The following is a 13,270-nucleotide window of genomic DNA, read 5'->3' as shown; positions in this document are numbered from 1 at the left end:
ACCATAGTCCTCAATGTAAGCGAGCCGAATGAAGCGGTATCGCCCCGAACTATTGGCGTAAGTACGCTCCCGCCGCCCTCAACAGAGCGGGCGCCCGGCGCCGGCTCGTGTTCAGGAAGCGGGCGCGCGTCCCAACCCTCGCCCGCTTCCTGAACGCTTGCCGCGAAGTCCGGCCGACGGTGCGGCGACTCTTGCGCATCCGTTGAACGCGATATAACGTGTCTTCATCGGTCGCGATATATCGCGAGTTATGGGGCGGCCCACTCGCCGTCCGTAGGGAGAAAAGATGTCACTCGAAAAATGGCTGGTCGCCCCCGGCCAGTCCAAAGTCATCGACCTGGCCCTCGTGCGCCGGCTGAAGGTCACCCTCATCGGCGGCAAAGTGGATGTCATCGGTCACGACGAGCCGGGCGCCCGCGTCGAGGTGCACTCGGTCACCGGCAAAGACCTGCGCATCTCCATGGACGGCGACGCCCTCGAGATCGACCACCCGCAACTGCGCTGGGACAACTTCATCGACGCCTTCTCCTCCTTCCGCGGCACCGCGAAGGCGGACATCAGCGTCATGGTGCCGCGCGACGTGGCACTCAAGCTCGGCGTCGTCTCGGCAGAGGCTCTGGTCTCCAATCTCACCGCCGGGGCGCGGCTCAGCACCGTCTCCGGCGATATCGTCGTCGACGGCCTCTCCGGGCCGCTCGACCTCAACGGCGTGAACGGGGAGTTCTCGGTGCGGGGCCACACCGGCAGCATCTCGGTGCACACGGTCACCGGCGAGACCACCGCCAGCGGCCACATCGACCGCTTCACCCTCGACGGCGTCTCCGGTGACGTGTTCCTCGACCTCGCCGGCACCCCCAACGCCGTCACCACCAACACCGTCAACGGCAACGTGATGCTCCGGCTCGGCTCCGACGTGCCCGCCCGCTACCTCCTCAATACGGTCTCGGGCGCCCTGCAGGTCGACGACCACACCATCCGCCGCAGCTTCGGCAAGGGTTACGAGGGCAGCTTCGGCGAACTCGCCGGCTCCTGGCTCGAACTGCGCGCGAACTCCGTCTCCGGCGACATCTCCGTCGTGCGCCAGCGCGTCCAGGCGCCGTCCGGGGCAACGGATGCGCCGGGCGAGGCATCCGCATGACGCCGCCGGTCTTCTCCCACGGCAGCCTGCGCCTCTACCTGCTCAGCCTGCTGGCCGAGCAGCCCCGGCACGGCTACGAGCTGATCCAGGCGCTCAGCGACCGCTTCGGCGGCACCTACAGCCCGAGCGCCGGCACCATCTACCCGCGGCTGGCCAAACTCGAGGAGGACGGTCTGGTGCAGAAGGCGGCCGACGGGCGCAAGACCGTCTACGACATCACCGACGCCGGACGCGCCGAGCTGAACGCACGTGAAGGAGACCTGACCATGATCGAGAACGAGATGAGCGACTCCGTGCGGCGCCTGGCCGACGAGGTGCGCACGGGCGTCAACGCGGCGATGAAGAGCCTGCGCGCGGACCTGGCCGCCGCCGCACAGCAGGCGAAAACGGATGCGAAGGAGCCGGCCGCCGAGGAGTCGCCGCACAGCCATTCCGCCCGGCTGCTTCGCGAGGCCGACGTCGTGCTGAACGAGTTCCGTCAGCAGGTGCGCACCGATCTCCGCACGCTGGCCGCCCGCTCCCCGATCGGTCCCGAGACGGTCGACGACCTGCGGCGGGAGCTCGCGGGCGTGCGGTCGCGGCTGCTGGATTCGCTGCGCCGTTAGCCCCGCTTGACACCGGAAATCAACGGTGTAGTGTCGTCCCTCGTGACTTCCGAGGGGAACGCCCCGCCACCCGACATCCGCTCGCCGAAGCGGTGGATCATCGGAGACCCGCTCCCGAGCGAGCAGCTCGAAGGCCAGCTCCTCCCCAAATACCTGGCCCTTCCCATCTTCGCGAGCGACCCGCTGTCGAGCGTGGCGTACGCGCCGCAGGAACTCCTGATGATCCTGACGCTCGGCGGGTTGTCGTTCCTGGCCTTCGCGCCGTGGGTCGCCGCGGTCGTGGTGCTGCTGCTCGTGGTGGTCACCCTCTCCTACCGGCAGCTGGTGAAGGCCTACCCGTCGGGCGGCGGAGACTACGAGGTCGCGTCGAAGAACCTGGGCGAGAAGGCGGGCCTGGTGGTCGCATCCGCCCTGCTCGTCGACTACGTGATGACCGTCGTGGTGTCGGTGGCCAGCGGTGTGGACAACATCATCTCGGCCCTGCCCGAGCTGGCGCCGCTGCGCGTCGAGCTCGCGGTGTTCTTCGTGATCCTGCTCGGGGCGGTGAACCTCCGCGGGGTGCGCGAGTCGAGCAAGGCGTTCGCGGTTCCCACCTACGTCTTCATCGGCAGCGTGTTCGCCATGGTGCTGGTCGGGCTCACCCGGGTGGCCCTCGGCGATCCGCCGGTCGCCGAATCGGCGGGATACGAGGTGGAGTCGCACTCGCTGGCGCAGGCGGCGCTGATCCTGCTGCTGTTGCGCTCGTTCGCCAGCGGATGCAGCGCCCTCACCGGTGTCGAGGCGATCGCCAACGGCGTGCCCGCCTTCCGTCGTCCGAAGATCAAGAACGCGCAGGCGACGCTCGCGCTCATGGGCGGCATCGCCATCGCCCTGTTCGTGGGGCTCACGGCCCTGGCGCTGATCTCCGGCGTGCACTACTCGGAGGACCCGTGTGACCTGATCGGCTGGGCCGAGTGCGCGACCGAGCCGCAGCGGAGCCTCATCGCGCAGGTCGCCTCCTCGATCTTCGGCAACAATTCGCTGCTGTTCTTCATCGTGCAGGCGGCGACCGCGGCGGTGCTGCTCCTCGCCGCGAACACGGCGTTCAACGGATTCCCGCTGCTCGGCTCGGTGCTCGCCCGCGACTCGTATGCGCCCAAGTCGCTCAGCACCCGCGGCGACCGGCTCATCTACTCCAACGGCGTGCTGCTGCTCGCCCTCGCGGCGTGTCTCATCCTCGTGGTCTACCGCGCCAACCTGACGGTTCTGATCCAGCTGTACGTCATCGGCGTCTTCGTGTCGTTCACGCTCGGCCAGTCGGGCATGGTGAAGCACTGGATCACGATGCTTCGGGCGGGAGCGAGCCCGCGGGGACCGATCCTCCGCAGCCTCTCCATCAACGGCTTCGGCGCGTTGCTGACCTTCGTGGTGCTGCTCGTGGTCACGGTCACGAAGTTCACGCTCGGCGCCTGGCTCGTGTTCGTGATGATGCCGGTGCTGTTCACGCTCATGCTCGGCGTCAACCGCTACTACCGCGACGTGGCGACCGAGATCGCCGTCGACCCGGAGACCACGTTCGGCTCGCAGGGCGACCACGCCGTCGTGCTCGTGGGCAAGATGCAGAAGCCGGTGCTCAAGGCACTCGACTACGCGATCGCTGCCCGGCACGAGAGTCTCGAGGCGATCCACGTCTCCATCGACGACGACGAGACGCTGAAGCTCAAACGGGACTGGATCGCGCAGAACATCGCCGTGCCGCTGCGCATCGTGCAGTCGCCGTACCGTGACCTCAGCTGGCCGCTGATCCAGTACATCAAGGGCCGCCGCGAGGAGCACGGCTCCGAGGTCGTCACCGTGTACACGCCGATCTACATCGTGGGCCACTGGTGGGAGTCGCTGCTGCACAACCACAAGGCCCGGCGTATCCGCCAGAAGCTGATGATGGTGCACGGCGTCACGATCGCGCTGGTGCCGTGGCTGCTGGACTCCTCGGAGCTCATCTACGGCCGGCGGTCACGGCCGCTGCCGGGCCAGGAGCGACGCGGCGAGCCGGTGCGGCCTCGCCCGGTGCCGCGGAAGCCACTCACCCCCGCCGGGCGTCCCACCGGCCGGGAGAAGCACTAGCCGGCCCCACCTGGCCCGCTTTCGCCCGGCATGCCGCTCCGGCGGGGGAACAAGTGCACCATGCTAAACTAAGCCTAGGTTTCTCTGTTCCGTTCGGTAATCCCGGGTGACTCATTGCTCATCCCGGCCTGGCATCGTAAGGGGGTCACGCATGGGGCGCGGCCGTCAAAAAGCTAAGCACACCAAGGTTGCGCGAGAGCTGAAGTACTTCAGCCCTGACACCAACTACAACGCGCTTGAGCGTGAACTCACCGGGCACGCCGCAGGCGACCCGCGACTCGACGAGGATCTGGCCAAGTGGCCGGAGTACGAGGCCGAGCTGGCTCCTGAGGAGTATGCGGACCACTACACGCCCGAGGACGAGCAGAAGCGCGCGTAGCCCGCTCGTCGCATCCGTCGTCGCCGCATCAGCGGTGGCGGCTCTCGTGCGCCTTCGGCACGCTGCAGCGCCTCAGGCCGTGACCGACTAGTCGGCGTAGCGCCCGACGAGGCGCACCGCGCCGCCGTCGACACCCTTCGCACCCTGTTCGAACCCGGTGACGTCGCGGGCGGTCGTCGAGACGGTGCCCGCAACCCAGGAGGCGATGCCGTCGTTGTCGAGTCGGTCGATAACGGATGCCGCGGCCTCCGGCGCGACGACCGCGAACATGCCGACGCCCAGGTTCCAGGTGCCCTCCGCGCTTTCGAGCGTGGATGAGGCCATGTCGCTCAGCACCCGGAACACCGGCAGCGGCGACCACGTGGACCGGTCGATCTCCACCCACGCACCGAGCGGGAGCACGCGGGCGAGGTTCGCCGCGATGCCGCCGCCGGTGACGTGGCTGAGCGCGTGCACGGCGCCGTGGAGCGACGGGTCGTCGAGGATGCCCAGCAGCGGTGTCGTGTACAACCGGGTCGGGGTGAGCAGCGACTCGCCCACCTGGCCGCCGAAGTCATCAGACCGATCGACGAAGTCGATCTTGGCCTGACGAAGAATACTGCGCACGAGCGAGTAGCCGTTGGAGTGCAGGCCGGAGGAGGCCATCGCGATGACGACGTCGCCGTCGCGCACCCGTTCGGCCCCGAGGACCCGGTCGGCCTCGACCACGCCCGTCGCCGCGCCGGCCACGTCGTAGTCGTCACGCCCGAGGAGCCCCGGGTGCTCGGCGGTCTCGCCGCCGACGAGGGCCGTTCCGGTGGCCAGGCACGCCGCGGCGATGCCGCCCACGATCGTGGCGATGCGCTCGGGCACGACCTTGCCGCAGGCGATGTAGTCGGTCATGAACAGGGGACGGGCGCCGACCACGACGATGTCGTCGACGACCATGCCGACGAGGTCCTGCCCGATGGTGTCGTGCTTGTCGATGGCCTGGGCGATCGCGACCTTGGTGCCCACGCCATCCGTTGAGGTGGCCAGCAGCGGCCGCCGGTAGTGGGTGAGGAAGGACACGTCGTAGAGGCCGGCGAACCCGCCGACGCCGCCCTGCACGTTGGGGCCGTGGGTCCTGCCGACGGCCGATTTCATCAGCTCGACGGCGAGGTCGCCGGCCGTGGTGTCGACTCCGGCAGCGGTGTACGAAGCGTTGCTCATTCTTGCCTTCCGGGGTCGCCGATGGGCTGGGCGGCTGGACTGTGGGTGCGGCGCACGGGGCCGGCGGGAAGCGACACCTCGAACTCGGCGTCGGGGCCGGGGTCGCAGCCGTCTGCGGCGGCGCCGCGCTCCAGCAGGTTCTTGCCGAGGTGCTGGGCGTCGGGCAGCGGGATCGGGTACTCGCCGGTGAAGCAGGCGGTGCAGAGCCGGTCGCGCGGCTGCTCGGTCGCCTCGATCATGCCCTCCTGCGAGAGGTAGCCGAGGGAGTCCGCGCCGATCGACTGGCGCACCTCGTCGACGCCGAGGCCCGTGGCGATGAGCTCCGCCCGGGAGGCGAAGTCGATGCCGTAGAAGCACGGCCAAGTGATGGGCGGGCTGGAGATGCGCACGTGTACCTCGGCGGCGCCGGCCTCGCGCAGCATGCTCACCAGGGCGCGCTGGGTATTGCCGCGCACGATCGAGTCGTCGACGACGATCAGGCGCTTGCCCTTGATGATCTCCTTGAGCGGGTTGAGCTTGAGCTTGATGCCGCGCTGCCGGATGGTCTGGGACGGCTGGATGAACGTGCGCCCGACGTAGGAGTTCTTGACCAGACCCTGCCCGAACGGGATGCCGGAGGCCTGCGCGTAGCCGATGGCGGCCGGCGTGCCGGACTCCGGCGTAGGGATGACGAGATCGGCCTCGACCGCGTGCTCGGCGGCGAGGCGGCGGCCCATCTCCACGCGGGCCTCGTGCACGCCGCGGCCGGCGATGGACGTGTCGGGGCGGGCGAGGTAGACGTACTCGAACACGCAGCCCTTGGGCTTGGCTGCGGCGAACCGCTGGGTGCGGAGGCCGTTCTCGTCGATCGAGATGAGTTCGCCGGGCTCGACCTCGCGCACGAAGCTCGCGCCGACGATGTCGAGCGCCGCGGTCTCGGAGGCGACCACCCAGCCGCGTTCGAGGCGGCCGAGCACGAGCGGACGCACGCCCTGCGGGTCGCGGGCCGCGTAGAGCGTGGTCTCGTCCATGAACACGAGGCAGAAGGCGCCCTGCACGCGCGGGAGCACTTCGAGCGCGGTGGCCTCGAGCGTGTGGTCGGGGTCGCCGGTGAGGAGGGCGGTGAGCACGGCCGTGTCGGTGGTGTTGCCGCGGCGCAACTCGCCCTCGACCTGCGGGTAGCGCTCGTGCACGAGCTGCAGGAGCTCGGCGGTGTTGGTGAGGTTGCCGTTGTGGCCGAGGGCGACGGTTCCGCTCGTGGTGCGGCCGAGCGTCGGCTGCGCGTTCTGCCAGCTCGATCCACCCGTGGTGGAGTACCGGCAGTGCCCGACGGCGATGTGGCCGATGAGGGTGTTCAGCGCGGCCTCGTTGAAGACCTGCGAGACGAGGCCCATGTCTTTGTAGACCAGGATCTTGCCGCCGTCGCTCGTGGCGATGCCGGCGGACTCCTGGCCGCGGTGCTGCAGCGCGTACAGGCCGAAGTAGCTGAGCTTGGCCACCTCTTCGCCGGGAGCCCAGACGCCGAAGACGCCACAGGCATCCTGCGGGCCCTTCTCGCCGGGAAGGAGGTCGTGACCGAGCAGTCCGTCGCCGCCGCTCATGCGTCGCCGTCCTTTCGTGTGCCGGTTTCATCGCCGGGGGTGGTCTCGACCCAGTCGGCGATGACGCTTGTGCCCTTGCGGCCGACGATGCGGTCGAGGATGAGGGCCACCAGGGCGCCGAGGCCGACGCCGATGGCGACGCCCACGAGCAGGAGGTAGCCGAAGACCTGGCCGCGGTCGTAGGTGGGGTTCGCGGGGAAGGCGAAGGTGAGGATGAGCGCCACCAGGGCGCCGACGATGGCGCCGAGGATCATGAAATGGTTGTAGCGCGGCGACCGGCGCACGACGACCTGCGTCTGCACGGGTTCGGGCTCGGCTGCGGTCTCCGGGGACACGGGCATCTCACCGCGCGGCTCACCGGGGTCGTGAACGGGGATACTCTCGTCAGCGTTCGGCCTGCTGCCGAATGGCTGCTCGGGGATACTCACCCGCATATTGTCCCACCTCCAGCTGTGTGCCCGCGCCCGCGTGCGCGCGCTGGTCGCCGCGACCGGATGCCCATTGCTGGCAGACTGGGCGGATGAAGACAATCGCCGTGCTCGGCAGCGCCAACATGGACCTCGTCGTTCGCCAGCCGCGGCTGCCGCAACCGGGCGAGACGATCTTCGGAACGGACTTCGCGACCGTCCCAGGCGGCAAGGGCCTCAACCAGGCGGTGGCCGCCGCGCGGCAGGGCGCCGTGGTGAACTTCGTGGGCGCGGTCGGCGACGACGCATACGGCACGGCGCTGCTCGACCTCATGGCCGACGCGAGCATCGGCATTGAGAGTGTGGCCCGGTCGGCCCAGCCGACGGGCACCGCGCACATCTCGGTCGTCGACTCGGGCGAGAACTCGATCGTCGTCGTCTCCGGCGCCAATGCCACGGTGACGGCGCTGACGGATGCCGCGACGCGGCTCATCGAGCGTTCATCGGTTCTCGTGATGCAGTGCGAGCTTCCGGTTCCGGTGCTCGAGGAGGCGATCGCCGTCGCCCGTGCCGCCGACGTTTTCACGGTGCTGACGCCGGCGCCGGTGATGCCGTTGCCGGCCGGGTTCCTCGCATCCGTCGATCTCGTCGTGCCCAACCAGATCGAAGCCACCGAACTCACCGGGGAGGCCGACCCGGTGCGCGCGGCCGAGGCGCTGAGCGCGGGGAAAACCTGGGCGATCGTCACGCTCGGCGCCGAAGGCTCGATCATCGCGCACGACGGAACGGTGCTCGGGCTGGCGCCGGCCCGGCCGGTCCAGGCCGTCGACACCACAGCGGCCGGCGACACGTTCGTCGGCGGGGTCGTCGCCCGGCTGGCGGGGGCCGCCACCGGCGGTGCGACCACCGGGGAGGCCGAGGGCGAGCGGATGGGGCCCGTGAGCGAGGCCGACATGGTGGAGGCGGTGCGCTGGGCGACGGTGGCCTCGTCGATCTCGGTTACCCGGAACGGCGCCACGAGTTCCATGCCGACGTACGCCGAGGTCGCATCGCTCCTCACCTGACCCGCCCGGCTCCCGCCCCGCCCCACCTCGACCCGCCCCGCCCCGACCCGCCCCGCCCGTGAGGGGACGACTTTCCCTAGTCGCGCGGCCGCGACACTAGGGAAAGTTGGCCCCTCACGGCGCGTGGGAGGACGGGGGACGGAGCCGGGGGACGGGCGCGCTACAGCACGGGAAGGTGACCGGTGAGGTCGGCGCGCTGCCCCGAGGCGTGGATGCGCCCCGAGGCGAGGCCGTCGCCCCACGTGAGCACGCCGGTGGCGAGTGCGAGCCAGGTCTCGGCATCCGTTTCGACAACATTGGGCGGGGTCCCACGCGTGTGCCGGGGGCCCTCGATGCACTGCACGGCGCCGAACGGTGGCACACGCACCTCGACGGTGTTGCCCTCGGCGCGCTCGGCGAGCACCTGCAGCGTGTAACGCACGGCGCGGGCACGCACCTCGCGTCCCCCGTCGCCGACACTCCAGTCGTGCACCGCGGCCGTGCCCGCCGCATCGTCGATCCTCGCCCTGGCCACCTCTCCATCCTGCCTCCCCTGCACGTAACTCCGGAAAAACGCGCCGCGCCGGACCGGGCGGCCGCTGAAACGTGCGGAAGCCGGGCGACGCCACGGCTGATCTCCGGAGTTACGGGCGCGAGACGTCGGCGCGTGCGGGGGCGAAGGCGCAACGGGCGCCGGGAGAGGCGCATCCGCTAGCCTGAAGCGGTGAGAATACTCGTCCTCGGCTCCGGTGCCCGCGAGCACGCCATCATCTCCGCCCTGCTCCGGGAGGACGCGTCGCACGAGATCATCGCGGCCCCGGGGAACGCCGGGATCGCCGCCGACGTCGACGTGGTCGCCCTCGACGCGAACGACCCGGAGGCGGTCGCCGAGTTCACCACCGCCAACGACATCCAGCTGGTGGTGATCGGGCCCGAGGCTCCCCTCGTCGCCGGGGTCGCGGATGCCCTCCGCACCCGGGGCATCCCGGTGTTCGGACCCGGCCGCGCGGCCGCCGCACTGGAAGGCAGCAAGACCTTCGCCAAGCGGATCATGGACGAAGCCGGCGTTCCGACCGGTCGCGCCGCCCGTGCCGGCTCGCTCGCCGAAGCGGAGGCCGCCCTCGATGCCTACGGCGCCCCCTACGTGGTGAAGGCCGACGGTCTCGCCGCGGGCAAGGGCGTGCTGGTCACCGAGTCGCGCGACGCAGCGCTCGAGCACGCGACGCACTGGCTGCGCCAGGGCGCGGTGCTCATCGAGGAGTTCCTCGACGGCGACGAGGTGTCGCTGTTCCTGCTCAGCGACGGGCACAACGTGCTTCCGCTCTCTCCCGCTCAGGACTACAAGCGGCTCGGCGACGGCGACAGCGGCCCCAACACCGGCGGCATGGGCGCGTACTCGCCGCTCCCCTGGCTCGACGAACGCTTCGGGAGCGAGCAGGCCTTCGTCGACGAGGTGATCGAGACCATCGCGTTGCCGACGGTGCGCCAGCTCGAGCACGAGGACACTCCGTTCATCGGCCTGCTGTACTGCGGGTTGATACTGACGGATGCGGGCATCCGCGTCATCGAATTCAACGCCCGGTTCGGCGACCCCGAGACGCAGGTCGTGCTCCCACGGCTCGTCACACCGCTGTCGACGCTCCTGCTGGCCGCGGCATCGGGCGAGCTCGCCGGGGTGGAGCGTCCGGCCTTCTCGGACGACGTCGCCATCACGGTCGTCGTCGCGAGCGAGAACTACCCCGACCAGCCCGTGACCGGGCGCGTCGTGTCGGGGCTCGACGCGGCATCCGCTGTGCCGGGAGTGAGCATCGCCCACGCGGCGACCGCGCGGCGGGGTGACGACCTCGTCGCGACCGGGGGCCGCGTGCTGAACGTCATCGCCGTCGGCGCGGACTTCGCCGAGGCCCGCGATCGCGTGTACCGGGCGCTCGGCGAGGTTTCGCTGGAGGGTGCGCAGTTCCGCACCGACATCGCGGCGCGCGTCGCCCACTGACGCTCCCCGTCGCGGGCACTGACGCTCCCCGTCGCAGGCACTGACACTCCCGGTCGCGGGCACCAACGCTCCCGGTCGCGGGCGCCCGTCCCGTGTCGCAGCTCGCACGCGCCTACTGGGCGGCGGGCTACTGCGCGTCCGCGGACTCCCGGGCAGCGGCCTGCTGCGACGCGACCGCGTCCGGGGTGTGAACGGCGAGCCCCTCGGGCGCCGGCGCCGCGGGCTGCTCGGCAGCCGGGGCCGCCGCCGCTCCGGGCCCCCAGGCGGGCGCCTTGGGCTTGGTGAAGAAGATGACGGTCACCGCGCCGATCAGGGCGACGGCCGCCGGCAGGAAGAGCGACTGCCCCATGGCCGAGCTGAACCCGGCGTGCAGGAACTCCGGCAGGCTGCCACCACCGGCAACCGCTCCGCCCTCGGCGGCTGCGCCGGCTGCGGCGGGAAGGTCAGCGACGAGGCGGGCCTGCATGATCGCGGCGATGCCGGCGCTTCCGAGCACCGCGCCGACCTGGCGGGTGGTGTTGTAGACGCCCGAGCCGGCTCCCGCGTCGCGCGGCGGAAGGTTGCGGGTCGCGGTGGTCGACAACGGCGCCCAGATGCCGGCGTTCGCGAGCCCGAGGAGCGCGATCGGCAGCAGGAGGAGCCAGATCGCGACATCCGCTGTGAGGATCGACCCGAGCCAGAACAGGGCCGCCGCCATGCAGAGCAGGCCGAACAGGGCGATGTACTTGGGGTTGATGCGGTCGACGAGCTTGCCGACGACCGGCGCGAGGCCGCCGGAGATGAGCGCCATCGGGATCAGCAGCAACGCCGACTGCGTGGGCGAGAGCTCCCGAACGGTCTGCGCGTAGATCATGAGCGGGAGCGCCATCCCGGTGATCGAGAAGCCCACCGTGGTGATGGCCAGGTTCGCCAGCGAGAAGTTGCGATCGCGGAACAGCTTCAGGGGCAGCAACGGCTCGCCCCGGTTGAAGTGCTGCCACACGACGAAGCCGGCCAGCACGACGATGCCGGCGACGATGAGGCTCCAGACCGAGATCGGGCCGACGATCGTGCCCCAGTCGTAGGTCTCGCCCTCCTGAATACCGAACACGAGGAGGAACATGCCGACGGCGCTCAGGACCACGCCGACGATGTCGAACCGGTGCTGGTGCGTCACGAGCTTCGGCACCAGCCGCCAGGCCAGCACGAATGCGAGGATGCCCACGGGCACGTTCACGAAGAAGATCCACTCCCAGCCCGCCGCGTCGACGAGCACGCCGCCGACGATCGGCCCGGTGAGGGTGGCGATGCCGGCGACCGCGCCCCAGAGGCCCATGGCCTGCCCGCGGCGGTCGGGCGGGAAGATGCGGGTGATGACGGCCATGGTCTGTGGCGTCATGAGCGCCGCGCCGAAGCCCTGCAGCACGCGAGCGGTGATGAGCATGGTGATGTCGCCGGAGAACCCGCACCAGGTGGACGCCCCCGTGAACACCACGAGGCCGATCAGGTAGATGTTCTTGGGGCCGAACCGGTCGCCGAGGCGACCGGTGATCAGCAGCGGCACCGCGTACGCCAGCAGGTAGGCGCTCGTCACCCAGATCACCGCGTTGATGCCCGCGTCGAGCCCCGTCATGATCGCGGGCGTGGCGACGGACACGATCGTGCTGTCGACGAGGATCATGAAGAAGCCGAGGACAAGTGCCCAGAGCGCGGGCCAGGGCCTGGTGATGTCTTCCATGCGGGTTGTCCTTCTCTTCGCGTGAACGGCCAGTCTCGCGAACCGACTTCAGTAGCGTACGCGCACCTGGTGGAGAATAAACCAGTGACCACTGACACTCCGCCGCCCGCATCCGCTGCCCCCGAGCTCGAAGGCTGGCGCCACGCCTACTCCGGCAAGGTGCGCGACCTGTATGTGCCGGCCAACGACCCGGCAACGGATGTCGCGAGCGCCGGGCGCCTGCTCGTGGTGGCGAGCGACCGGGTGAGCGCGTTCGACCATGTGCTGGAGCCGGGCATCCCCGGCAAGGGCGAGCTCCTGACGACGCTCAGCCTCTGGTGGTTCGACCGGCTGAGCGCCGTTCCGAACCACCTCGTCCCCGACCACTCCCTCGGCGATGACGCCCGCAGCGCCATCCCCGCCGCGGTGGCCGGGCGGGCCATGCTCTGCAAGACGCTCGACATGTACCCGATCGAGTGCGTGGTGCGCGGCTATCTCACCGGCTCGGGCTGGAAGGAATACCAGCAGTCACAGACCGTGTGCGGCATCCGGCTGCCCGCGGGGCTGGCCAACGGTGACCGGCTGCCGGAACCGCTCTACACCCCGGCCTGGAAGGCGCCGATGGGGGAACACGACGAGAACATCTCCTTCGAACGCACAGTCGAGCTGGTCGGGGCGGAGGCCGCTGAGGCGCTCCGCGACCTGTCGCTGTCCATCTTCCGCACCGCCACCGACATCGCCGAAGCGGCCGGCGTGATCCTCGCCGACACCAAGTTCGAGTTCGGGGCCGACCGGGCCACCGGCGAGCTGACTCTCGCCGACGAGGTGCTCACGAGCGACTCGAGCCGGTACTGGGATGCAGAGACGTGGCGCGCGGGCGGCACCCCCGAGGAGCGGATGGCGAGCTTCGACAAGCAGATCGTGCGCGACTGGCTGAGCACCCACTGGGACGGCACCGGAACCCCGCCCGAGCTGCCCGCCGACATCGTGGAGCGGACGGCAGCGCGCTACCGGGAGCTGCTGGAGCGCCTCACGGCCTAAGCCCGGCGCCGCGGTCTCGTCGAGACGGACCGCGAGGACGCGCGCGGGGCGCGGGCCGCGGGCGCGACGCGCGGAATACCGGCTGCGCGGCATC

Annotated in this window: 12 protein-coding genes; 7 read left to right on the top strand and 5 right to left on the bottom strand. The window is 70.2% G+C overall.

Annotated elements, in window-relative coordinates; translation table 11 throughout:
- Window positions 1-286 precede the first annotated feature (286 nt).
- From EEJ31_RS00745 to EEJ31_RS00730, 4 genes are all read left to right on the top strand, one after another.
- Window positions 287-1,138, top strand: coding sequence for a DUF4097 family beta strand repeat-containing protein (locus tag EEJ31_RS00745; protein WP_123044370.1), 852 nt, complete (start codon window positions 287-289; stop codon window positions 1,136-1,138).
- Entirely contained in the window at window positions 1,135-1,743 is a 609-nt protein-coding gene (locus EEJ31_RS00740; protein ID WP_123044369.1) for a PadR family transcriptional regulator, read from the top strand. The genes EEJ31_RS00745 and EEJ31_RS00740 overlap by 4 nt, the downstream gene beginning before the upstream one ends.
- 42 nt (window positions 1,744-1,785) lie before the next feature.
- Complete coding sequence (locus tag EEJ31_RS00735) at window positions 1,786-3,846, top strand: APC family permease (RefSeq protein ID WP_233563651.1); 2,061 nt, start codon at window positions 1,786-1,788, stop codon at window positions 3,844-3,846.
- Between the two features lie 151 nt (window positions 3,847-3,997).
- Window positions 3,998-4,225, top strand: coding sequence for a DUF3073 domain-containing protein (locus EEJ31_RS00730; protein ID WP_123044368.1), 228 nt, complete (start codon window positions 3,998-4,000; stop codon window positions 4,223-4,225).
- 87 nt (window positions 4,226-4,312) lie between these two features.
- On the opposite strand, the gene purM is transcribed toward EEJ31_RS00730, so the two are convergent.
- The 3 genes from purM to EEJ31_RS00715 are packed head-to-tail and all read right to left on the bottom strand — an operon-like array spanning window position 4,313 to window position 7,424.
- On the bottom strand, window positions 4,313-5,416 hold the full coding sequence (purM, locus tag EEJ31_RS00725; RefSeq protein WP_123044367.1) for a phosphoribosylformylglycinamidine cyclo-ligase: 1,104 nt from the start codon (window positions 5,414-5,416) through the stop codon (window positions 4,313-4,315).
- The gene (gene purF / locus EEJ31_RS00720; protein ID WP_233563650.1) at window positions 5,413-6,996 is read right to left on the bottom strand and encodes an amidophosphoribosyltransferase; all 1,584 of its coding nucleotides are present in this window, start codon (window positions 6,994-6,996) and stop codon (window positions 5,413-5,415) included. The genes purM and purF overlap by 4 nt, the downstream gene beginning before the upstream one ends.
- Window positions 6,993-7,424 (bottom strand): MFS transporter, encoded by a 432-nt coding sequence (locus EEJ31_RS00715; protein WP_148040102.1) that lies wholly within the window; start codon window positions 7,422-7,424, stop codon window positions 6,993-6,995. Before EEJ31_RS00715 ends, purF begins: the two co-directional genes overlap by 4 nt.
- A gap of 92 nt (window positions 7,425-7,516) precedes the next feature.
- Here EEJ31_RS00715 and EEJ31_RS00710 point away from each other — a divergent pair, with 92 nt between their 5' ends.
- Window positions 7,517-8,467, top strand: a complete 951-nt coding sequence (locus EEJ31_RS00710) for a ribokinase (RefSeq protein WP_123044365.1) — start codon at window positions 7,517-7,519, stop codon at window positions 8,465-8,467.
- 160 nt (window positions 8,468-8,627) lie between these two features.
- Here EEJ31_RS00710 and EEJ31_RS00705 read toward each other — a convergent pair whose 3' ends face one another.
- Window positions 8,628-8,981 (bottom strand): sterol carrier family protein, encoded by a 354-nt coding sequence (locus EEJ31_RS00705; protein WP_123044364.1) that lies wholly within the window; start codon window positions 8,979-8,981, stop codon window positions 8,628-8,630.
- A gap of 189 nt (window positions 8,982-9,170) precedes the next feature.
- On the opposite strand from EEJ31_RS00705, the gene purD reads away from it, so the two are divergent.
- Window positions 9,171-10,439: a phosphoribosylamine--glycine ligase gene (purD, locus tag EEJ31_RS00700; protein ID WP_123044363.1), complete on the top strand. Its 1,269-nt coding sequence runs from the start codon at window positions 9,171-9,173 to the stop codon at window positions 10,437-10,439.
- A 127-nt stretch (window positions 10,440-10,566) separates the two neighbouring features.
- On the opposite strand, the gene EEJ31_RS00695 is transcribed toward purD, so the two are convergent.
- A complete protein-coding gene (locus EEJ31_RS00695) occupies window positions 10,567-12,156 on the bottom strand; it encodes a DHA2 family efflux MFS transporter permease subunit (protein ID WP_123044362.1) in 1,590 nt (529 codons plus the stop codon).
- Between the two features lie 84 nt (window positions 12,157-12,240).
- Between EEJ31_RS00695 and EEJ31_RS00690 the strand changes: the two genes are divergently transcribed.
- A complete protein-coding gene (locus tag EEJ31_RS00690; RefSeq protein ID WP_123044361.1) occupies window positions 12,241-13,176 on the top strand; it encodes a phosphoribosylaminoimidazolesuccinocarboxamide synthase in 936 nt (311 codons plus the stop codon).
- Window positions 13,177-13,270: the final 94 nt, after the last annotated feature.

Source organism: Cryobacterium tepidiphilum (genome assembly GCF_003716325.1).
GTDB classification, from domain to species: Bacteria; Actinomycetota; Actinomycetes; order Actinomycetales; family Microbacteriaceae; genus Cryobacterium; species Cryobacterium tepidiphilum.
The sequence above is the reverse complement of the archived record's forward strand: the minus strand, read 5'-3'. Positions and strand labels throughout refer to the sequence as shown.